Annotated in this window: 16 protein-coding genes and 1 pseudogene; 13 read left to right on the top strand and 4 right to left on the bottom strand. The window is 49.4% G+C overall.

Going from position 1 to position 21,677, the window contains the following annotated elements; all coding sequences use genetic code 11:
- Nucleotides 1-450: 450 nt before the first annotated feature.
- The 4 genes from P6910_RS03070 (at nucleotide 451) to P6910_RS03055 (ending at nucleotide 7,204) form a co-directional block, all read left to right on the top strand.
- Nucleotides 451-1,839 carry a S8 family peptidase gene (locus P6910_RS03070; RefSeq protein WP_317144821.1) on the top strand — a complete coding sequence of 463 codons (1,389 nt, stop codon included), beginning with the start codon at nucleotides 451-453 and terminating at the stop codon, nucleotides 1,837-1,839.
- A 192-nt stretch (nucleotides 1,840-2,031) separates the two neighbouring features.
- A complete protein-coding gene (locus P6910_RS03065; protein WP_317144820.1) occupies nucleotides 2,032-4,131 on the top strand; it encodes a TonB-dependent receptor in 2,100 nt (699 codons plus the stop codon).
- A gap of 22 nt (nucleotides 4,132-4,153) precedes the next feature.
- A complete protein-coding gene (locus P6910_RS03060) occupies nucleotides 4,154-4,696 on the top strand; it encodes a YfiR family protein (protein WP_317144819.1) in 543 nt (180 codons plus the stop codon).
- 93 nt (nucleotides 4,697-4,789) lie between these two features.
- Entirely contained in the window at nucleotides 4,790-7,204 is a 2,415-nt protein-coding gene (locus tag P6910_RS03055; RefSeq protein ID WP_317144818.1) for an ATP-binding protein, read from the top strand.
- Between the two features lie 300 nt (nucleotides 7,205-7,504).
- Here P6910_RS03055 and P6910_RS03050 read toward each other — a convergent pair whose 3' ends face one another.
- Together P6910_RS03050 and P6910_RS03045 are read right to left on the bottom strand one after the other, a co-directional pair.
- On the bottom strand, nucleotides 7,505-9,289 hold the full coding sequence (locus tag P6910_RS03050; protein ID WP_317144817.1) for an acyl-CoA dehydrogenase C-terminal domain-containing protein: 1,785 nt from the start codon (nucleotides 9,287-9,289) through the stop codon (nucleotides 7,505-7,507).
- A gap of 170 nt (nucleotides 9,290-9,459) precedes the next feature.
- Entirely contained in the window at nucleotides 9,460-10,167 is a 708-nt protein-coding gene (locus P6910_RS03045) for a hypothetical protein (protein ID WP_317144816.1), read from the bottom strand.
- A gap of 190 nt (nucleotides 10,168-10,357) precedes the next feature.
- Between P6910_RS03045 and P6910_RS03040 the strand changes: the two genes are divergently transcribed.
- A complete protein-coding gene (locus P6910_RS03040) occupies nucleotides 10,358-10,618 on the top strand; it encodes a hypothetical protein (protein ID WP_317144815.1) in 261 nt (86 codons plus the stop codon).
- A gap of 62 nt (nucleotides 10,619-10,680) precedes the next feature.
- Here the strand turns inward: P6910_RS03040 and P6910_RS03035 are convergent, their stop codons facing one another.
- Together P6910_RS03035 and P6910_RS03030 are read right to left on the bottom strand one after the other, a co-directional pair.
- The gene (locus P6910_RS03035; protein WP_317144814.1) at nucleotides 10,681-12,471 is read right to left on the bottom strand and encodes an acyl-CoA dehydrogenase C-terminal domain-containing protein; all 1,791 of its coding nucleotides are present in this window, start codon (nucleotides 12,469-12,471) and stop codon (nucleotides 10,681-10,683) included.
- Nucleotides 12,472-12,999: 528 nt separating this feature from the next.
- Complete coding sequence (locus P6910_RS03030; RefSeq protein WP_317144813.1) at nucleotides 13,000-13,206, bottom strand: hypothetical protein; 207 nt, start codon at nucleotides 13,204-13,206, stop codon at nucleotides 13,000-13,002.
- A gap of 6 nt (nucleotides 13,207-13,212) precedes the next feature.
- On the opposite strand from P6910_RS03030, the gene P6910_RS03025 reads away from it, so the two are divergent.
- The 8 genes and pseudogenes from P6910_RS03025 (at nucleotide 13,213) to P6910_RS02990 (ending at nucleotide 21,630) form a co-directional block, all read left to right on the top strand.
- Nucleotides 13,213-14,049, top strand: coding sequence for an ankyrin repeat domain-containing protein (locus P6910_RS03025; RefSeq protein WP_317144812.1), 837 nt, complete (start codon nucleotides 13,213-13,215; stop codon nucleotides 14,047-14,049).
- Between the two features lie 188 nt (nucleotides 14,050-14,237).
- Nucleotides 14,238-15,110, top strand: a complete 873-nt coding sequence (locus P6910_RS03020) for an ankyrin repeat domain-containing protein (RefSeq protein ID WP_317144811.1) — start codon at nucleotides 14,238-14,240, stop codon at nucleotides 15,108-15,110.
- Nucleotides 15,091-15,228: a hypothetical protein gene (locus tag P6910_RS26685; RefSeq protein WP_410493913.1), complete on the top strand. Its 138-nt coding sequence runs from the start codon at nucleotides 15,091-15,093 to the stop codon at nucleotides 15,226-15,228. The genes P6910_RS03020 and P6910_RS26685 overlap by 20 nt, the downstream gene beginning before the upstream one ends.
- A 137-nt stretch (nucleotides 15,229-15,365) precedes the next feature.
- Nucleotides 15,366-16,424 carry an ankyrin repeat domain-containing protein gene (locus tag P6910_RS03015; protein WP_317144810.1) on the top strand — a complete coding sequence of 353 codons (1,059 nt, stop codon included), beginning with the start codon at nucleotides 15,366-15,368 and terminating at the stop codon, nucleotides 16,422-16,424.
- 199 nt (nucleotides 16,425-16,623) lie between these two features.
- Nucleotides 16,624-18,012 (top strand): ankyrin repeat domain-containing protein, encoded by a 1,389-nt coding sequence (locus tag P6910_RS03010; RefSeq protein ID WP_317144809.1) that lies wholly within the window; start codon nucleotides 16,624-16,626, stop codon nucleotides 18,010-18,012.
- 141 nt (nucleotides 18,013-18,153) lie between these two features.
- Nucleotides 18,154-18,942: pseudogene (locus tag P6910_RS26680) on the top strand (ankyrin repeat domain-containing protein).
- A 359-nt stretch (nucleotides 18,943-19,301) separates the two neighbouring features.
- Nucleotides 19,302-20,327: an ankyrin repeat domain-containing protein gene (locus P6910_RS02995; protein ID WP_317144807.1), complete on the top strand. Its 1,026-nt coding sequence runs from the start codon at nucleotides 19,302-19,304 to the stop codon at nucleotides 20,325-20,327.
- A 208-nt stretch (nucleotides 20,328-20,535) separates the two neighbouring features.
- A complete protein-coding gene (locus P6910_RS02990) occupies nucleotides 20,536-21,630 on the top strand; it encodes an ankyrin repeat domain-containing protein (RefSeq protein ID WP_317144806.1) in 1,095 nt (364 codons plus the stop codon).
- Nucleotides 21,631-21,677 lie beyond the last annotated feature (47 nt).

The following is a 21,677-nucleotide window of genomic DNA, read 5'->3' as shown; positions in this document are numbered from 1 at the left end:
ATCCGGATATTGTCTGACAAGCTTCCGCTCACGCTTCCATTGTTGATACAACAACAGGAAGGAAGGTGAGCAAAATCGCCGGCGCCCATTGAGCCATCCCAGTCAAAAGAGTGCTCGATACTGATAAAAAGAACTCGATAGACTTCTCTGAGAGAACTTCTGCAATCCCAAATACAGACTGCTTCACTGCTGGCACCATTCACTTAAATTATATAGTAATTTTTGCCATTTATTAGAGAATTTATATCTCTAAATCGAATATCTATGCAGCTACAAAAATAGTTGGCAAACCCTCAGCTACTTTATCAAAGGCCTGTTCAAGCTATAAATAACGGCGGAAACTACAGACCGGCTATGACACTTCTTTGAAGATACTGTGTCGTCCTGTTTATCTTCAACCATACTGATTTGAATCACGCCAACAATAACCAGAGGTAAGGATATCTCGCCATGAAAGCAAGGATTGCTTTAATACTGACTTTTCTTGGGTTCATTCCCCTGATGGCCACGAGCCAGGAAATAGAAAATGCGACAACGCCCCGTCAGGTAACCGACCGAATCATTGTTAAGTATCACCCCAAGCCCACCGAAGGCAATGCCATGGCATTCATCAAACAGGGAGCCAGTTATGGCTCCTTTGGTGTTGCTGCAGGTAAGCAGAAAGACATTCTTGAGATTGGCAGCAGCCTGAACATCAAAGACGTTCAGGCACTGGCAGAGGGTCTGGAAGACGACCCCCAGATTGCCTTTGCTGAACCAGACTACATTATGCAAATCATGCGCGTACCCAATGATTCACGCTACAACGAACAATGGCATTATTTTGAATCCACAGCTGGCAGTAATCTGCCCGCCGCCTGGAATATTACAACGGGCGCTAATGTTGTTGTCGGCGTGATAGATACTGGCATCATCTATCACAAGGACCTGGATGGCAATGTGGTGTCAGGCCATGATTTCATATCACATTCGTGGATGGCCAATGACGGTGGTGGCCGTGACAGTAATGCGACCGATTCAGGCGATGCTGTAACTTCAGCCGGAGCCTGTGGTTATGCCAATGGCGAACCGGTTCCATCGTCCCCCACCGAGAGCAGCTGGCATGGGACCCACGTCTCCGGCACCATTGCGGCAGAATCGAACAACAGCACTGGCGTGGCGGGCGTTGCCTGGAATGCCAAAATCATGCCTTTGCGCGCTCTGGGCCGATGCGGCGGTTACACCTCAGATATTATTGATGCCATGCGCTGGGCAGCCGGACTGGATGTTTACGGCATGACTCGAAATAACAATCCGGTAAAAGTCATTAACATGAGTCTGGGTGGTTATTCCTATGGTTGCCCCCAAAGTTATCAAAATGCCATCAATGAAGTCGTCAATGCCGGGGTGACCGTCGTTGTCGCAGCGGGTAATGAAAACACCAACGCCACTTATGCCACGCCAGCCAACTGTAAAAATGTGATTACAGTGGGTGCTATTAATCGCAGCGGCGACCGCAGCTGGTATTCAAACTTTGGCAGTAATGTCGATATTTCAGCACCTGGTGGAGAGACCCGCTATTACGGAAATGGCGTCCTTTCTACTGCCAATGCGGGCACCACTTCTGCTACCCGGGATAATTACGAGTATTATCAGGGTACCAGCATGGCCACTCCCCATGTTGCCGGAGTAGCGGCGCTCATGTACTCAATCAACCCCAATATCACACCGGCCAGAGTGGAAGAAATCATCAAGCTCAATGCCCGTCCTTTTTCTTCTGGTGGCAACTGTAATACCCGCCGTTGTGGCGCCGGTATTCTTGATGCCGGTGCTGCAGTACTGGATGCCAGAGACGAATAAATGGCTGATTGCAGGCTCTGTCGGGCCTGCACCCTTTATCCCGTAAAAAGCACCTTCGTCTGCCCAATAAGCAGAATCCAGCTTTTCCAATTCAAATTTCTACAGGTCAGCTAGGGTTTAAAGAAGACCTTTTTTTTTGAATCTTCAACTTCAGCAGTGTTGGGATTTAATCAAGATCCACGGAGCGGAACCTTGAACACTAAATTTCTACCCACACTGCTGGCCACGTTTATTTTCTCAAGCAGTCAGGCTATCGCCGAATCACAGGAAGATGAGGATCTTTTTGAACTCAGCCTTGAAGAGCTGATTTCCATGGAGATTCCAGACGTCACGTCAGTATCCCGAAAAAAGCAGCGTCTGATGGATTCCGCCGCCGCTATCTATGTCATCACCAATGAAGACCTTCGTCGCAGCGGGGTCACTTCCATTCCAGAAGCCTTGAGAATGGTACCGGGCATGCAGGTGGCAAAACTGAACGCCAATACCTGGTCAATCAGTACCCGAGGATTTAACTACATCTTCGCCAACAAACTGCTGGTTCTGATTGATGGCAGAACCGTTTACTCGCCACTCTTTTCCGGTGTGAACTGGGACGTTCAGGACACCGTGATGGAAGACATCGACCGGATCGAGGTTATCCGGGGACCCGGTGCGGCACTCTGGGGTGCCAATGCCGTCAACGGTGTCATTAACGTCATAACCAAGAAAGCATCGGACACCCAGGGCAATCTGCTTTCAGCGGGCACGGGTACCCAGGAAAAAGCCTTTGGAACCTATCGTCATGGTGGCGAGTTTGGCGAAACCGGTTTCTACCGTGTCTATGCGAAAGCCTTCGAAAGGGATGGCCAGGTTGATGCTGAAGGTAAAGATACTTCTGACGACTGGAATATGCGCAGAGCCGGTTTCAAATCAGAGTGGAAAACCACGGCCGACTCAGAGATGACCGTTCAGGGCGACCTTTACGAGGGAACCACCCGACCTCCCTTACGCCTGTTTGATCAATCTCAGCCGCTGATTCCACAAATGACCAACAGTTTTATTGTCAATGGGCTCAGCCGTGACCAACGCGGCGGTAACCTGGGTGCTTATTGGAAAAGAACCCTGAGTGAAACTCACGATTACTCCTTCAGAGCGATCTATGACAACTATCAGAACTTTGATTACCGGATCGCTGAGAAACGTGACACGGTTGATTTTGAATTTCAGCACTACTATCAGTTCTGGGGCAAGCACGATCTGGTCTGGGGACTCGGCTATAGAACCACCTGGTACGAGGTAGAAAACACCCCCTACATGTTTCTGCTTGAGGGCAAAGACTCGAAAAAAACAGAGTTATTCAGTGCCTTTATCCAGGATGACATCACGCTCAATGAACAGTGGACTTTCACCCTCAGCTCACGTTTCGAGCACAACAGTTTCACAGGCTATGAGGTTCAGCCTAACGCTCGTTTAACCTGGAAGCCCACTGAAAACAGGACTTTCTGGACGGCTCTTTCCCAGGCGGTAAAAACCCCCTCCATCAGCGAAACCGCATTACAGACCGACGGTATTACGATTGAAAATTCCAATAATATTACTTACGTGATTCCGATCAGGGGTAATCCAGACCTGAAGTCAGAAAAGCTGACCGCTCTGGAAGTAGGTTACCGTGAACAGTTTGGTAACAGCTTTCGTCTGGATATCACCGCGTTTTACAACCAGTACGAAGATATCATCGCTTACGTAGACACGACTGTATGCCCTGATGGCACCGCTGCACTGAGAGTTCCATCACCAACATCGGGTTCACTGCTTAATCTCTGCCCGATTCCCGGTGTCGTTCGATTACCCACCACGTTAATCAATGGCCTGGATACCAGAACCTACGGACTGGAAATCGTAGCGGACTGGCATGCAAAAGACTGGTGGAAGCTTCAGTTTACCTATAGTTGGCTTCAGGTGGATGCCTCGCCAAATCAGTCAGAAGCAGACTTTCTGGAAACCAATGAAAGAATTGTCGAAGATCTGAGCGCCTCCCACACAGCAAACATTCGATCCACGATGAACCTGCCTAATCAATGGTATTTTGACTTCTGGGTCCGCTACATGGACAACTTGAAAAATGCCAGTATCGGAGCCAACACATCGCTGGATATGCGAGTCGCGAAAAAGTTTGGAGACGGTCTTGAGTTCTCAATAGTGGGACAGAATCTCTTCAGGAATCACCACCGGGAGTTCTACGAACCACTGAGTGGTATGGCACCAACAGAAACTCAGGAATCATGGTACGCCCAGATTCGCTGGCAATTTTAATCGGATGAAGGAGGATAACTTCATGCCGATGCCAATCAACATGATCAAATCAAACATAAAACTGCTGTTGATAACGGCCAGTTTGTCAGGGATGTTCTTTACCAGTGCAGTAAAAGCTGGCACACCGGAAGACAGGGTCAAAACAGCCATTGTTTATAAAATCACCAAATTCGTGAGCTGGCCGAAGAAAAAGCAAAGCCTCACTCTCTGTATTATTGGAGAAGGTTCAATTAATAGTGAGTTGGTCAAAATCAACCGTAAAAACAGTATGGGCAGACGCCTTTCTGTCACCCGAAAAGATTTGAATGCTCCTGTGGATAAGCTGTGCGATATTCTGTATATCCACAGTATTGATCAGGCATCCTCTTCAAAAATGACCCGCAGCCTTGAGGGCAAGCCTATTCTAACCATCAGTGATGGTCGTTCATTTGCTGAGCAGGGTGGATTAATTGGTTTGGCTCGAAAAGGGAAGAAGATCAACTTCACCATCAACAAATCCTCTGTGGATAAATCAGGTCTTAAGATCAGCTCTCAATTAAAAAGTCTGGCCAAAGTCATTGAGTAAGAAAACCATAAGAAAAACATTAGTCACTCGTTTTCATCCCATTCGGGATGAAAACCTTTTTCAGTCATGCAATATTCAGTAATGCAATAAATCATGGTGACGTTCAGAAATCTGCCTATCAAGCGAAAACTGCGTTATGCCATGCTCATCACGGCGTATGCGGTTCTTCTGGTAACTTTGTCCATTCAAAGTATCAGCGATCTGATCAAGTCCCGGGCCTCTCTGGTTGACCATATGGAAACTCTGGCAGAAGTGGTAGGTTCCAATGCTCATGCCGCTCTGGTTTTTAAAGATGAAAACTCTGCCAAAAAACTGTTAACCGGTTTTGGCAGCGCTCCCCATGTTCAGTCCGCTTTTCTTTTAAATGCTGAGGGTGAAGAGATTGCTGCCTATCATCGTTCCAATCAAAGTCCCTGGGCCTTCTCAATAAAAGAGCCTGAACGTGCTGTTACTCTTTTCAGCAGTACCCGTCTCCACTTGTACCGCCCAATTGTTCTCGATCAACAATTGATTGGTGCTATCTACATTCAAGGTGATTTGTCACCGTTGTATATAGAGCTGACTGAAAATCTGTTATTAGCCTTGTTGGCTGCCCTGATCTCCATCATTCTGGCTTCTATTCTTGCTTCAAAACTACAGAGATTATTGGGCAAACCCATTACAGAGCTGGCCAATACCATCTCCCAGATGACCAAAAGCGAGCAGTATGATCATCAGGTTAAAAAATTTGATAACGATGAGATTGGTCAGCTCTACGACTGCTTCAACGAAATGTTGATGCAGATAAAAGAGCGAGACCAGAGACTGCAACAACACCGCGAAAATCTCGAAGCTTCTGTTGCCGAAAGAACCAGAGAGTTACACAGTGCCAACCGTGAACTTAAAGATAATATTTCCGAACTGCATGAAGCCAAGGAAGCAGCCCTTGAAGCAGCCAAGGCTAAAAGCGCTTTTCTCGCCAATATGAGTCACGAAATCCGCACGCCTATGAATGGCGTTCTGGGTATGCTGGAGTTGTTAAAAGATACACACCTTAATCCAAAACAACAGGACCTTCTGGAGACTGCCTATAACTCGGCCGATGTGTTACTGCTGATTATTAACAACATTCTCGACTTTTCCAAAATTGAAGCGGGAAAGATGGATATTGAATCCATTAACATGAACCCTGCAGAGATCGCTGAGGATGTCTGTGCCCTTCTGGCAGGCGAAGCCAGAGAAAAAGGTCTGGAGTTAAGCTGTTATACCGATGTAGATCTACCCGCTATTTTGCAGGGAGATCCGGTACGACTGAGACAGGTTCTCACCAATCTTGTGGGTAATGCTGTCAAGTTTACTAAAGAAGGTGAAGTGATTGTCCGACTGAATATGCTGGAAGCCAGGGAAAACCGGGTCAAATTCGAATTTTCAGTAGAAGACACCGGCATTGGTATCGCACCCGATGTACTGAGCAATCTATTCTCAGCCTTTACCCAGGCTGACAGCAGCACCACCCGCAAGTTTGGTGGAACAGGCCTCGGGCTAACTATATCCAGACAGTTATTGGAGCTGATGGGCAGTGACATCGAGGTATCCAGTGCTTTGAACCTGGGCTCCACGTTCTCATTTGTTCTGGACCTGAATGTATCTGACTCTCAGGCACTCAAGCCTGTCAATATCAGTCATGCTCCGGAAGGCATAACAGAACTGACTGTCGACGATAATGCCTTCAGTCATCACATTCGCATTCTTCTGGTTGAGGACAACATGGTTAACCAGAAAGTCGCTGTCAGTATGTTGAAAAAAATCGGATTGAATCCACCCGACATTGCAGCAGATGGTAAGGAAGCGGTCAGCATGAGCCATAATCAGGCGTATGATCTGATACTCATGGACTGCCAGATGCCGGAAATGAGCGGCTACGAAGCCACCGGCCTGATAAGAAAACGAGAAAGTATTCACAACCTGCCACGCACTCCCATTATTGCTATGACCGCCAATGCCATGCGGGGAGACAGAGAGAAATGCCTGGCATCCGGCATGGACGATTATCTGAGTAAGCCCGTTAAGGCCAGTACCCTCAAAGAGAAACTGACCCAATGGCTCATCAATGATCCTGATGACAATAATTTCAAATCAGATATTAAACCTGTTTCCGAAACGATAGAAAGTGAAGACAGCCTTGAAACAGAAGATCAAGACCCGATTCTGGATATGACCACCCTGAATACCCTGAAAGATATTATGGAAGATGAGTTTGACAGTCTTGTTGAAAGTTATCTTGAAGACGCTCCATCACTGTTGAAAGATATCCAGAACGCCTCAAAAGAAGCAGACTTACAGATTATGATTCGAGCGGCCCACACCTTAAAATCCAGTAGTAATAACTTTGGTGCGTCGTTGTTGGCTGGTATTGCACTGGAAATCGAAAAAATGGGTAAAGATAATCAGCTATCCGATGCCATTCACTTAATCCCTGAACTCGAAGAGGCTTTGATCAAAACCACAAAAGCACTTAAATCACTCTGAGCCACAATTATTTTTTTCCAAGAAAGAAAAACCTCGCAATGCGAGGTTAATGAATACCGGGCTGACTCCCTGTGAGCATCCTGCTCATTATTTTGCTTCCCTGCCTCTACATTCCATGTAGATTAATGGCCCAGTACTTTAACTATAGACAATCACCCAAGAATGCAAAATCAGCTGAAATAAAGCATAGCGTTATTCGTCTTTCAATCGATTTACAAACTTGAGTAATATGAAAAAGCCTTTCAACACCCGAGTGAAGAAAGGCTTTATTTATTGGTTAAATATGGGAATTATTCGCCATCAAAATTGCTCAGCCGACAATTCATAAAGCGCTTCTGTTCCAGAAGCCGCAGAAATAAGTAAACCTTCCATTCTGGGCAATAAACGCTGGTAAAAGTATCGGGCAGTAATCATCTTTGCCTGATAAAAATCATCTTCCTGAGTGCCTGCTGACAACTTGACTTGAGCTTCTCTTGCCATCATCGCCCACATCCAGGCATAACAAACGTATGAGAATGCATGCAGATAATCATTACAGCTGGAGTTAATCACATTCGGATCATTGGCAGCCTGACTCAGCAAATCATCTGTCAGGGTCTCAAGTTTGGCCAAAGCTGTTTCCAGAGGAGCAGCGAACTCATCGCCTTGTCCTTCAGCAATAAAACTCCTGACATTAGCGGCAAATTGTCTGAATGACGCACCACCATTTATAGCGATCTTGCGACCCAGAAGATCCAGTGCCTGAATACCATTGGTACCTTCATAAATCTGGGCAATACGAACATCCCTGACCAGTTGCTCCTGGCCCCACTCACGAATGTAACCATGACCACCAAATACCTGCTGACCGGAAACACAGCTTTCAAGACCCATATCGGTCAGGAATGCTTTTACGACGGGGGTCAACAAACCCACCTGATCTGAAGCCTGCTTTCTTTCTGTTTCATCCACACTGAACTTGGCGGTATCCAGCAGATTCGCAACATAGGTTGAAAAAGCTCGCCCACCCTCGTTCAGGGCTTTCATATTAAGCAGCATTCTTCGAACATCACCATGCACAATGATCGGATCGGCAGCCTTTTCAGGCTGTTGTGGACCGGTAGCTGCTCGGCCCTGAACTCTGTCCAGAGCATATTCGAGGGCTGACTGATAAGACATTTCACTGGTGCCCAGTCCCTGAATACCCACAAAGAGTCGTTCATAGTTCATCATGGTGAACATGGCGTTAAGACCCTTGTTAAGATCTCCTACCAGATAGCCTTTGGCGCCATCAAAGTTCATGACACAGGTGGCTGAACCCTTGATTCCCATTTTGTGTTCCAGAGAACCACATTGAACCTGGTTTCTATCTGCCAGTGACCCATCTTCATTCACATTTATCTTAGGTACCAGGAACATGGAAATACCTTTGGGTCCGGCAGGTGCATCGGGCAGTTTGGCCAGGACCAGATAAATGATGTTTTCTGTCAGATCATGCTCACCGGCAGTAATGAAAATCTTGGTGCCAGTAATGTTGTAGGAACCGTCACCATTATCTTCCGCCCGGGTTCTGATTATACCCAGGTCTGTTCCGCTGTGTGACTCGGTCAGGCACATAGCTCCCGTCCATTCGCCGGAATAGAGTCTGGGAAGATAAAGGGACTTCAGCTCTTCGCTAGCGTGGGCATCAATCGCCAGTGCAGCACCGGATGTCAGGCTCGGGTAGAGGATAAAGGCCAGACTGGCACTGCTGAACATTTCATCAAATTGTGCACTCAGCGCTTTTGGCATCCCGATGCCGCCATACTCAGGATTGCCGGCGATGCCTGTTAAACCAGCTTCTGAAAACAACCGATAGGCTTCTTTGTAACCTTTCGGAGTAGTAACACCTTCTTCACTCCAGTGGCAACCTTCCTCATCACCTTCCCGATTGAGGGGAGCCACTGTTCTTGCAGCCAGCTTGGCACCTTCCTCCAGGAAGGCATCAGCCGTTTCACGATCAACCACTTCCTGGGTAGCAGGCCACTGACCCCATCGCTTGTCGGTATTGAACACTTCGTACATTACAAAGCGCATATCACGGAGAGGTGCCTGATAGTCTGCCATGGGGGACACTCCTGAAATTTTAATGTTTTTAATCAGCGTCTGCCCATTTTACCCCAGAGGAACAGGGGCTAAAAGGAATGTTTTAAACTAACGTTTGAATTTTTAACTACAAAAAAACTACATCTCCAATTTGTGGTATTTTTTGATAAGGGTGGCAAGCATTCAGAGCATCAGAAACGGTAATAGAAGCCCGCAGAGAAAACGACCGCCGCATAGGATAACTCAACACCAAACCCCTCGTAGTCGATGTCCAGAATAGCCTGAACCAAAGGGAAGACACGGCTTAAATATTCCTTATATCCATAGACAATCCCTGCGCGATACCCTGCCTCTATATCGAACTCGCCATATTTTTGTTGATACAGAGTACGCTGCACACCTCCAGACCAGACTCTGTCACAGTGGGTATTAATGAGAGTAGCGCCATAATAGCCTTTATAGGAGAGAGCGATCAGTTTATTGTTGCTTTCCTGATCATCACCACCCTCAAGATGAAAGGTCCACATACCCAGGTAAAGATGATCTCGAGAAGGACGACCCCAAATTTGATCGACCCAATCTGTTTCCTCGTTAAAACTGTCATAAGGCAAAGAAGTGTCTGCAGTGACTGAAACGAGCTCTTCTTTCACATGCGGACCTTCATCAATCATCTGCAAACTTTCACGGTCTGTGTTCGCAGCCAACAGAATATCCGCCGACTCTGACCATTGCGAATGCACCTGATGAGCCCAAAGCTCGTAATTCATTTCATTATTCCCTGCCGCTTGCACTTCCAACCCGCAGGGTATCAAAAGAAGAAGAAATATCTTCAGGAAAGAATTAATGGATTGTGTAAAAAAGCCCGATAAGGGATTTATTAGTGTTTTCTGCTTGCTCATCGCCTCGCCTGGTACAGCTCTGGTTAGGTACTTAATATCTCCACGGACTTTGAAAAAGGCCTATTGCCGAGTTTTTATAGACCAGCGTTAGAGGTTAGGCAAAAAACATTAGATTCAAAACAACGTCTGGAAAAAAGTCACCAGACTGTATTTATTATTAAGTAACTACGCATATTTCAAAGGACTGTCTATGCGGTACCTTATAACCCTGATCAGCATGATGCTGAAAATCACATGGCAGCCAGACTGGATGCAGGATCAGTTGCCCGACAATCGTCACTTTTATCGCCGAACTTTGACTGGCTCTTATCGAGCCAAGAAAAAGATTGTGAAGAACATCTGGATCGCAGCCGGACTGTTGATGCTGATTAATCCGGTTATACACATTGTGATGCTAATCGCTCTTCCCGTTACACTCCTCAGTTTTGTGATTCTGGATGAGACTTTATAGTCATCAGACATAAAAAAAGGGGCTGCCGAAGCAACCCCCTGTCCGAAAACTCTTATCCGGGATTAGAGTTCACCGAAATCTTCCTCAGCCATATCCAGCAGATTCTCTGTGCCTGACAGCATGGCAGATTTGTGAGCCTGTGTTCTTGGCAGGATACGTTCGTAGTAGAAACGTGCAGTTTGAATCTTGGCCTTGTAGAAGCCTTCTTCAGTCGTACCTTCAGCCAGTTTTTCCTTGGCCAGGCGAGCCATATCAGCCCACATATAAGCCAGAGTCGCATAACCGGAGTACATCAGGAAGTCGACGGAAGCCGCACCCACTTCATCAGGATTTTCCATCGCCTTAAGACCCAGCTGCATGGTGAGATCGCCCCACTCCTTGTTCAAGGCAGCCAGTGGCTCAACAAAGGCTTTCAGGTCTTCGTTTTCAGCGTGCGCTTTACAGAACTTGTGAATTTCCTTGGTGAATGGCTTCATGGTTTCGCCACCGCTCTGGAAGATTTTTCTTCCCAGCAGGTCCAAAGCCTGGATACCGGTAGTTCCTTCATACAGCATGGAGATACGGCAGTCACGAACGTTCTGCTCCATACCCCATTCACTGATATAGCCGTGGCCACCGTAGCACTGAAGTGCGTGGTTGGCAGACTCAAAACCGGTTTCGGTCAGGAAAGCCTTAACGATAGGTGTCAGGAAGCCCAGTTCCTTATCAGCCTGTTCACGCACTGCTTCATCAGAACTGTGCAGCAGATCTGCTTTCTTGGCTGTGTAGTAAAGAAGGGCACGATTACCTTCGGTTAAGGATTTGATGGTCAGCAGCATCCGGCGCACATCAGGATGCACAATAATTGGGTCAGCCGGACCTTCAGTGTTCTTGGCACCGCTCAGGGAGCGCATTTGCAGACGTTCGCGGGCATAGCGCAGAGCACCCTGGAATGCGATTTCACCGTGAGACAGGCCCTGAATACCCGTACCCAGGCGGGCAGTATTCATGAAGGTGAACATACAGTGCAGACCACGGTTTTCCGGACCAATCAGGAAGCCGGTCGCTTCGTCAAAGTTCATGACACAGGTGGCGTTACCGTGAATACCCATCTTGTGCTCGATGGAACCACAACTTACGCCATTGCTCTCACCGTGCTTGCCAGGCAGATGTTTGGGAACGATAAACAGCGAGATACCTTTGGTACCTTTTGGAGCACCCGGCAGACGCGCCAGAACGATGTGGACAATATTGTCTGCCATGTCGTGCTCACCGGCAGAAATAAAGATCTTGGTACCTGAAATTTTGTAAGTACCATCAGCGGCAGGCTCGGCTTTGGTTCGCAGCATACCCAGGTCAGAACCACAGTGAGGCTCGGTCAGACACATGGTACCCGTCCATTCACCGGATACCAGCTTGGTCAGGTAAGCTTGCTTCTGTTCTTCAGTACCATGGGCTTCCAGAGTATTCATGGCACCGTGACTGAGTCCGGGATACATGCCCCAGGCCCAGTTGGCTTCTCCCATCAGTTCGCTGAGAACCAGACCCAGAGAGTAAGGCAGCCCCTGACCACCGTATTCTGGATCACTGGACAGCGAAGGCCAGCCGCCTTCAACGTATTGCAGGTAAGCCTCTTTAAAACCGTCAGGTGTTTTTACACCGTCCTCGGACCAGGTGCAGCCTTGCTCATCGCCGATCTGGTTCAAAGGGGCCAGAACCTGTTCACAGAACTTGGCACCTTCTTCAAGGATGGCGTCCACCATATCGGGGCTGGCTTCTTCTCCACCGGGGAGACTGGCGTAATGTTCCTGATATCCCAGGAGCTCGTCACGAACGAACCGGATATCGCGCAGGGGGGCCTTATAGTCTGGCATAACGGTACCTCTGGGTTGTCTTATATTTATTTATGAAACAGATTGTAAAAGTATAGCAACAGTTTCAAACAGTCGTTTGAAAGTTACGTTCGCTTACAGTAAATGTCAACTATTGTTCATTTTCCCTTCATTTTGTTCGGTTGATTTTCATGGTCGAGAGCTATGATGTAGCGCCTGTGGTGAATGAGGTCAGCGGCCAATCTTATCCCGATGATTTTTTTCCTGATCGAGCGCTTTTTAAGCCTGTTTTGCGGGGGATTTGGATCAGGTGAAGCAGTCATCGGCAGAAAAAATTAATGTCGATGCCATTGTGAATAATGGTTTCACTGCTTTGATGCTGGCATGCGAGAACGGAAAAAAACGTTCTGTTATCCAGTTACCAAGGCCTTCAGGTGTTCCCATCTTCTGCGTTTTTAAAATTGGAGGCTATTTAGTCACTACAAACTTTCATTGCCATATACATGAACTACCATAGTTTCTTTGTCCCTAACCCGGACCACTTATTGGCCAACACAGATGCTCTACTTATTAACTGTTGCATTGCTCGCTACCCTCTCCCTTTGGACAGTGAAGGCTGATCACTGTCCTATTTGTCTGGCTTGCTTCCATGGCCGAAGTATAGCGCCCGTGGTCGTCAAGACCCAATGTTGTGGCCAACTCTTCGATCTGGACTGTATTTCGAAGTCTTTTGTTGAACAGCCCATCGGCTCGCGACAGTGCGCGATGTGTCGGCAAGACCCGATGCCTGTGGTGAATCAAAACACCAATGAATCTCACCCGGATACATTTTTCCCCGATCAGAGGTTTTATCTTGCCTGTATACTCGGTGATCTGGGTCAGGTGGAGAGGTCAGTGGCAGAAGGCGTCAATGTTAATGCTGTTATGACTAATGGTCTCACTGCCTTGATGATGGCATCCGGCTGGAGGCACAGTGACGTCGCAGAACGCCTGATCAATGTCGGGGCAAACGTCAACACCGCTTGGCATGAGGATGGCACCACCTCGCTGTTCCTGGCTGCTGCGAATGGCACTACCGACTGCGTAAAAATACTGATCAACGCCGAGGCGGATCTCGACATCCCTCGGACTTCGGATGGCGCCACTCCGCTGTTCGCCGCTGCTAAGAGAGGCAATACCGACTGCGTGAAACTTCTGATCAACGCCGGGGCGGATCTCAACGCCCGGACTAAGACTGGCGCCACACCACTCTTCGCGGCTGCACAAGAAAATAACACCGACTGCGTGAAACTCCTGATCAACGCCGGGGCGGATCTCAACATCCCTCGGACTTCGGATGGCTCCACCCCACTGTTGGCCGCTGCTGTGAAAGGCAATACCGACTGCTTGGAACTTCTGATCAATGCCGAGGCGGATCTCAACGCACGAACTGAGGATGGGCTCACCGCACTGTTCATGGCTGCTCAACAAAATAACATCAATTGCGTGAAGCTCCTGATTAACGCCGGGGCGGATCTCAACATCCCTCGGATTTCGGATGGCATCACCTCGCTGTCCATCGCAACCGCGAGGGGCAATATCGAGTGTGCGCTAGCCCTTATCAAGGCTGGAGCAAAGTAGGGAACTGAGGCAAGGAAGGGAGCGAAAAAAAGGCGTTGTGTTATCCGGTAACCGCAGCTTTCAGGTGTTCCCATCTTCTGAGCTTTTGAGATAGGTGATTATTTAGTCACAGCTAGCTTTGATAGCCATAAAAATAAACTACCATAATTTCTTTGTACCCAAACCGCAGTACTTCTAGGCCAGTACAGATGTTCTACTTATGGATGACATTGATCGCTGCCCTCTCCTCATGGACACTAAAGGCCGATCAATGTGCTATCTGTTTGGCTTACTTCCATAACCGCAATGAAGTGCCTATGGTCGTCAAAACCGGATGTTGTGGCCAACCCTTCGATCTGGACTGTATTTCGAAGTGTTTTGTTGATCAGCCCATCGGCTCACGCCGTTGCGCGATGTGCCGGCAAAACCCGATGCCTTTGGTGAATCAGAACACCAGTGAAGCTCACCCGGATACATTTTTCCCCGATCGGACGTTTTATAGCGCCTGCTCCGACGGGGATCTGGATCAGGTGGAAAGATCACTGGCAGAAGGAGTCAATGTCAATGCCGTTATGACTGATGATTTCACGGCCTTGATGCTGGCATCCCTTGGCGGTCACATAGAAGTCGTCGAACGTCTGATCAAGGCCGGGGCAGACGTCAACGCCACTCGGACTAAGGATGGCGACACCCCGCTGTACATGGCTGCCCAGGAAAATAACACCAACTGCTTGAAAGCCCTGATCGAAGCCAAAGCGGACCTCAACGCCCGGACTGAGGATGGCGTCACCCCACTTTTCATCGCAGTCTGGAGAGGCAATACCGATTGCGTGGAAATCCTGATCAACGCCGGGGCGGATCTCAACGCCGCCAGGACTTCGGATGGCGCCACCCCGCTTTTCACCGCAGCCTGGAGAGGCTATACCGATTGCCTGGAAATCCTGATCCACGTCGGGGCAGATCTCAATGCCGTCAGGACTTCGGATGGCGCCACCCCGTTGGTCGCCGCTTTTGTGAGAGGCAATACCGAATGCGAGAAAGCACTGATCGAAGCCGAGGCGTATCTCAACGCCCTGGACTAAAGGTGGTGCCACCCCGCTCTCCATAGCAGCCGAGTTGGACTATACCGACTGCGTGAAAATCCTTATTGAGTCCGAAGCAAGGGAGAGAACACAAAAAAGGCGTCGTGTTATCCAGTAACCGCGGCTTTCAGGTGTTCCCATCTTCTGCGTTTTTAAAATTGGTGGCTATTTAGTCACTACAAACTTTCATTGCCATATACATGAACTACCATAGTTTCTTTGTACCTAACCCGAACCACTTATTGGCCAACACAGATGCTCTACTTAAGTGTTTCATTGCTCGCTACCCTCTCCCTGTGGACAGTGAAGGCTGATCACTGTCCTATTTGTCTGGCTTACTTCCATGGCCGAAGTGCAGCGCCCGTGGTCGTCAAAACCCAATGTTGTGGCCAACTCTTCGATCTGGACTGTATTTCGAAGTCTTTTGTTGGACAGCCCATCGGTTCGCGACAGTGCGCGGTGTGTCGGCAAGACCCGATGCCTGTGGTGAATCAGAACACCAGTGAATCTCACCCGGATACATTTTTCCCCGATCAGAGGTTTTATCTTGCCTGTATAATCGGGGATCTGGGTCAGGTGGAGAGGTCAGCGGCAGAAGGCGTCAATGTTAATGCTGTTATGACTAATGGTCTCACTGCCTTGATGTTGGCATCCCGCTGGAGGCACGCTGATGTCGCAGAACGCCTGATCAATGTCGGGGCAAACGTCAACACTGCCTGGCATGGGGATGGCACCACCTCGCTGTTCCTGGCTGCCATGAATGGCTTTACCGACTGCGTAAAAATACTGATCAACGCCGAGGCGGATCTCGACATCCCTCGGACTTCGGATGGCGCCACTCCACTGTTCGCCGCTACTATGAGAGGCAATACCGACTGCGTGAAACTTCTGATCAACGCCGGGGCGAATTTCAACGCCCGGACCAAGAATGGCACCACACCACTCTTCGCGGCTGCACAAGAAAATAACACCGACTGCGTGAAACTCCTGATCAACGCCGGGGCGGATATCAACATCCCTCGGACTTCGGATGGCTCCACCCCACTGTTGGCCGCTGCTGTGAAAGGCAATACCGACTGCTTGGAACTCCTGATCAATGCCGAGGCGGATCTCAACGCACAAACTGAGGATGGGCTCACCGCAGTGTTCATGGCTGCTCAACAAAATAACATCAATTGCGTGAAGCTCCTGATTAACGCCGGGGCGGATCTCAACATCCCCCGGATTTCGGATGGCATCACCTCGCTGTCCATCGCAACCGCGAGGGGCAATATCGAGTGTGCGCTAGCCCTTATCAAGGCTGGAGCAAAGTAGGGAACTGAGGCGAGGAAGGGAGCGAAAAAAAGGCCTTGTGTTATCCGGTAACCGCGGCTTTCAGGTGTTCCCATCTTCTGCGTTTTTGAAATTGGTAACTATTTAACCACAGCAAACTTTTTAGTCATTAAATTGAACTATCGTACTTTTTTTGTATCTAAAGTTGTATGGCTTCTTAAATAACACGGAGGTTTTACTTATGAATATCAATACTCAACCCCTTTTCCCCATGGGTACTGAAGTAAGCTCGAAGGACGATGTCTGTGCTATTTGTTTGGATTATTTCCATGGCCACGATGTGGCGCCAGTAGACGCCGACAAAACCAAATGCATGACCCATTGTCGCCACACATTCCATCTGGGCTGTCTTACGAGTCAATATTTTACAAAACCTATCGGCTCACGCCAGTGCGCAATGTGTCGGCAAAACCCGATGCCTGTGAAAAATCAGAGCACCAGTCAATCTCACCCGGATAAGTTTTTCCCCGATGAGACGTTTTACGATGCCTGTATTCAAGGGGATTACGACCAGGTAGATAAGTCACTGGCAGAGGGAGTCAATATCAATGCCGTTATGAAATATGGTCTCACTGCCTTGATGCTGGGATCCTGTAGTGGGAACAGGACAGTCATCGAACGCCAGCTCAACGCTGGGGCGAAGGTCGGCGCTACCAGAACTGGAGATGGTCTCACCGCGCTTCTCATTGCAGTTCTGGAGGGCAAGACCGAGTGTGCGCAACTCCTGATCGACAAAGGGGCGGATCTCAAAAGCATCCCTCCACTGCTCATCGAAGTCCTCATGGGCAATACCGAAAAGGTGCGAACCCTGATTGCCGACGGGGCAGATCTCAACGCCGACGTGTGGGGCACCACCCCACTGTTACTCGCAGCAATGAAGGGCAATACCGAGTGCTTACAACTTCTGATTGAAAAAGGGGCGACTCTCGAAACTGCCAGAACTTCAGATGGCTCCACTCCTCTGTTCGTCGCAGTCTGGAAAGGCAATACCGATTGCGCAGAAATCCTGATCAAATCCGGGGCGAATCTCGACGCCCGGGATAATTATGGCTCCACCCCGTTGTTTCTCGCTGCAGAAGAAAATCACACCGACATTGGAAAACTACTAATCGACGCCGGGGCGAATCTCAACCTCCCCCGGACTTTGGATGGCACCACCCCGCTGTTCTTAGTAGCTTCGCATGAAAATTCCACCGACTTTGTGGAACTCCTGCTCAACGCGGGTGCGAATCCCAACACCCCCCGGACTTCGGATGGCACCACCCCGCTCTACATGGCAGCTCAAGAGGGCAATACCCAGTGCGTGAAACTCCTGCTCAACGCCGGTGCGAATCCCAACACTGCCTTGCCGGATGGTGCCACCCCGCTGTTCATCGCAGCCTTGAAGGGCAATGTCGAATGCCTGAAACTCCTGCTCAACTTTGGGGCAGATCTCAAAGCCACCAGATATTGGGATGGTGCGACTGCATTGTCCATCGCAATTAAGAAGGGCAACAACGACTGCGCAGAGGCCCTTATCAAGGCCGAGGCAGCGGAGGGAACAAATAAAGGGTACTGCGTTATCCTGTAAACACGGCTTTAAGGTGTTCCCATTTTCTGAGTTTTGGAAATTCGTGATTATCCAGTCACAGCAAACTTTAATAGCCACGCAAATAAACTACTATATTTCCTTTGTACCTAACCCGCACTGCTTATTTATTGGCTAGTACATATGTTCTACTTATGGATGACATTGATCGCTGCCCTCTTCTCATGGACACTGAAGGCCGATCTAATTGAAATTTGTCTGGATTGCTTCCATAACCGTAATACAGCGTCTGTGTTCGTCAACACCCGATGTGGCCACTTCTACCATCTGGACTGCCTTACGAGGCAATTTGTTATTCAGCCCACAGGCTCTCGCCAGTGCGGGTATTGTCGGCAAAACCCGATCCCTGTTTTGAATTGGAATACTGGTGAATCGCACCCTGATGCATTTTTCCCCGATCAGACCTTTTATGATGCCTGTTATGGCGGGGATTTGGATCAGGTGGAAAAGTCACTGGCAGAAGGAGTCAATGTCAATGCCGTTATGACTGATGATTTCACGCCCTTGATGTTGGCAGCCTCCGGAGGGCACACGGACGTCGTCGAACGCCTGATCAACGCCGGAGCGAATCTCAACGCCGCCAGAGCCTAGAATGGCGCCACCCCGCTTTTCATCGCAGCTTTGAAAGGCAACACCGATTGCGTGGAAATACTGCTCAACGCCGGGGCGGATCTCAACGCCGCCAGGACTACGGATGGTGCCACCCCGCTATTCATCGCAGCCTCGAGCGGCTACACCGATTGCGTGGAAATCCTGATCCACTTCGGGGCGGATCTCGACGCCGCCAGGACTTCGGATGGCGCTACCCCGCTGTCCATCGCAACCAGGTTGGGCTATACCGACTGCGTCAACGCCCTTAGCGCGGCCAAAGAAAGGAAGGGAGCAAATGAAAGGCATTTTGCTATCCAGTAAAAACAGCTTTCAGGTGTTCCCATCTTCCGGTTTTTTGATATTCATGATTATTTGGTCAGAGCAAACTGTGATAGCCATACAAATGAACTACGATACCTTTTTTGTATCTAACCCGAGCTACTTATTGACCAACACAGATGTTCTACTTATGTATGGCATTGCTCGCTACCCTCTCCCCATGGACATTGAAGGCTGATCACTGTCCTATTTGTCTGGCTGACTTTCATGGCCGAAGTGTAGCGCCCGTGGTCGTCAAAACCCAATGTTGTCGCCAACGCTTCGATCTGGACTGTATTTCGAGGTGTTTTTTTGATCAGCCCATCGGCTCACGCCGATGCGCGATGTGTCGGCAAGACCCGATGCCTGTGGTGAATCAGAACACCAGTGAATCTCACCCGGATACATTTTTCCCCGATCAGACGCTTTATGATGCCTGTTGTGACGGAGATTTGGATCAGGTGGAGAGGTCACTGGCAGAAGGCGTCAATGTCAATGCTGCTATGAATGATGGTTTCACTGCCTTGATGCTGGCATCCAGCAACGGGCACACGGATGTCACCGTACGCCTGATCAAGGCTGGGGCAGACGTTAACGCGGCTCGGACTGAGGATGGCGGCACTTCGCTGCTCCATGCTGCCCAGGAAAATAACACCAACTGCTTGAAAGCCCTGATCGAAGCCAAAGCGGATCTCAACGCCAGGGCTAAGGGTGGCGCCACTGCGCTGTGGATTGCTGCCCAGATAGGCAATACCGACTGCGCGAAACTCCTGATCAACGCCGGGGCGGATATCAACGCCGCCTTGCTGGATGGTGCCACCCCGCTGTTCATCGCAGCCCAGAATGGTAATACCGACTGTTTGAAAGCCCTGATCGAAGGCAGCGCAAATATCAACGCACGAACTTTGAGTGGGGCCACCGCACTGATGGTCGCTGCCCAGGAGGGCAATACCGACTGCGTGAAACTCCTGATCCATACTGAGGCCGATCTCAACGCCGTCAACAGGAGTGGCGCTACCGCATTGTTTGTCGCTGCCCAGAAGGGCAATACCGACTGCTTGAAACTACTGATCAACGCCGGGGCGGATCTCAACGCCCGAACTCAGGAGGGCGCCACCCCACTCTTCGCGGCTGCACAAGAAAATAACACCGATTGCGTGAAACTCCTGATCAACACTGGGGCGGATCTCAACGCCCGGTTTGAGAATGGCGCTACCGCACTGTTCATCGCAGCCCTGAAGGGTTATACCGACTGCGTGAAACTCCTGATCAGTGCCGGGGCAGATCTCAACAGCTGGACTAAGCTTGGCACTACCCCACTGTCCATCGCAACCCAGAAGGGCAACACCGGCTGCGCGAAAGCCCTGATCAAGGCTGGGGCAAAGTAGGGAATTGAAGCAAGGAAGAGAACAAAACAAAGGCGTTGTGTTACCCGCTAAACACAGCTTTCAGGTATTCCCGGCTTCTGTGTTTTGAAATGCGTGATTATTTAGTCACAGCAAATTTAATAGCCATAAAACTGAATTATCGTACTTTTTTGGTGTCCAAGACTTATGTGGATAACTCATTGAATAAAATAACGAGGAGGCTTTACTGGTGGATGCCACTACTCACTCGCCTTTTCCCATGGGACCTGACGTAGCGTCGACGAACGATGCCTGTCCTATTTGTTTGGAAGACTTCCATGGTCACGATGTGACGGCTGTGGCCATCAAACCTGTATTTCAAACCCAATGTGGCCACCGCTACCATGTGGACTGTATAACGCAGCTATTTCTTGAAGTACCCATAGACCGCCGCCAGTGCGCGTATTGCCGGAGAGACCCGTTCCCTGTGATGAATTTGAACACCGGTAAATCTCACCAGGCTAAATTTTTCCCCAATCTGATGTTTTATAATGCCTGTTCAATCGGGGACCGGAGACAGGTGTTCAGAGCACTGGCAGAAGGAGTCAATGTCAATGCCGTCATGAAGAAGGATACTCCCTTGATGTTGGCATCCAATGAGGGGGATGAAGTGATCGTCGACCGCCTGATCAAGGCTGGGGCCGACGTCAATACCGCCCGGACTGAGGACGGCGCCACCGCGCTGATGATGGCTGCCCAGCAGGGCAAGACCAACTGCGTGAAACGCCTGCTCAAGGCCAGGGCGGATATCAACGCCCGAACTGTGACGGGCGCCACCGCACTGTACTTTGCTGCTGACATAGGCAGAACCGGCTGCGTGAAACGCCTGCTCAATGCCGGGGCAGATCCCAACATCTCCAAGACTTCGGATGGCGCCACCCCCCTGTTCATCGCTGTTTCGAGAGGCTATTTCAAGTGCGTGGAACTCTTGATCAAAGACGAGGCAGATCTCAACACCCGGTTCAGGGATGGCAACACGCTGCTACTCATTGCAGCCTCCAGGGGCTCTTCAGGCTCCGTGGAACTCCTGATCAAAAATGGGGCGGATCTCAACGCCGCCTTGCCGGATGGTACCACCCCGCTGTTCCTCGCTGTCCAGGAAAATAACTCCAGCTGCGCGAAACTCCTGATTAACGCCGGGGCGGATATCAACGCGGCCAGAACCAGTGATGGCGCCACCCCGCTGTCCATCGCAATCGAGATGAACAACATCGACTGCGCACTGGCCCTTATCGAGGCCAAGACTTCGAAGAGAACAAATGAAGGGTACTGTATTATCCTGTAACATGGCTTTAAGGAGTTCCCATCTTCTGAGTTTTAGAAATTCGTGAT

The organism is Endozoicomonas sp. 8E (genome assembly GCF_032883915.1).
GTDB lineage: Bacteria > Pseudomonadota > Gammaproteobacteria > Pseudomonadales > Endozoicomonadaceae > Endozoicomonas_A.
The sequence above is the reverse complement of the archived record's forward strand: the minus strand, read 5'-3'. Positions and strand labels throughout refer to the sequence as shown.

What these genes read in the sequence shown, in the direction of transcription:
- P6910_RS03070 (WP_317144821.1), top strand. Translation starts at nt 451, where the DNA reads ATGAAAGCAAGGATTGCTTTAATACTGACTTTTCTTGGGTTCATTCCC.
- P6910_RS03060 (WP_317144819.1), top strand. Translation starts at nt 4,154, where the DNA reads ATGCCGATGCCAATCAACATGATCAAATCAAACATAAAACTGCTGTTG.
- P6910_RS03055 (WP_317144818.1), top strand. Translation starts at nt 4,790, where the DNA reads ATGGTGACGTTCAGAAATCTGCCTATCAAGCGAAAACTGCGTTATGCC.
- P6910_RS03050 (WP_317144817.1), bottom strand. Translation starts at nt 9,289, where the DNA reads ATGGCAGACTATCAGGCACCTCTCCGTGATATGCGCTTTGTAATGTAC.
- P6910_RS03045 (WP_317144816.1), bottom strand. Translation starts at nt 10,167, where the DNA reads ATGAGCAAGCAGAAAACACTAATAAATCCCTTATCGGGCTTTTTTACA.
- P6910_RS03040 (WP_317144815.1), top strand. Translation starts at nt 10,358, where the DNA reads ATGCGGTACCTTATAACCCTGATCAGCATGATGCTGAAAATCACATGG.
- P6910_RS03035 (WP_317144814.1), bottom strand. Translation starts at nt 12,471, where the DNA reads ATGCCAGACTATAAGGCCCCCCTGCGCGATATCCGGTTCGTTCGTGAC.
- P6910_RS03025 (WP_317144812.1), top strand. Translation starts at nt 13,213, where the DNA reads ATGCCTGTGGTGAATCAAAACACCAATGAATCTCACCCGGATACATTT.
- P6910_RS03020 (WP_317144811.1), top strand. Translation starts at nt 14,238, where the DNA reads ATGTTCTACTTATGGATGACATTGATCGCTGCCCTCTCCTCATGGACA.
- P6910_RS03015 (WP_317144810.1), top strand. Translation starts at nt 15,366, where the DNA reads ATGCTCTACTTAAGTGTTTCATTGCTCGCTACCCTCTCCCTGTGGACA.
- P6910_RS03010 (WP_317144809.1), top strand. Translation starts at nt 16,624, where the DNA reads ATGAATATCAATACTCAACCCCTTTTCCCCATGGGTACTGAAGTAAGC.
- P6910_RS02995 (WP_317144807.1), top strand. Translation starts at nt 19,302, where the DNA reads ATGCCTGTGGTGAATCAGAACACCAGTGAATCTCACCCGGATACATTT.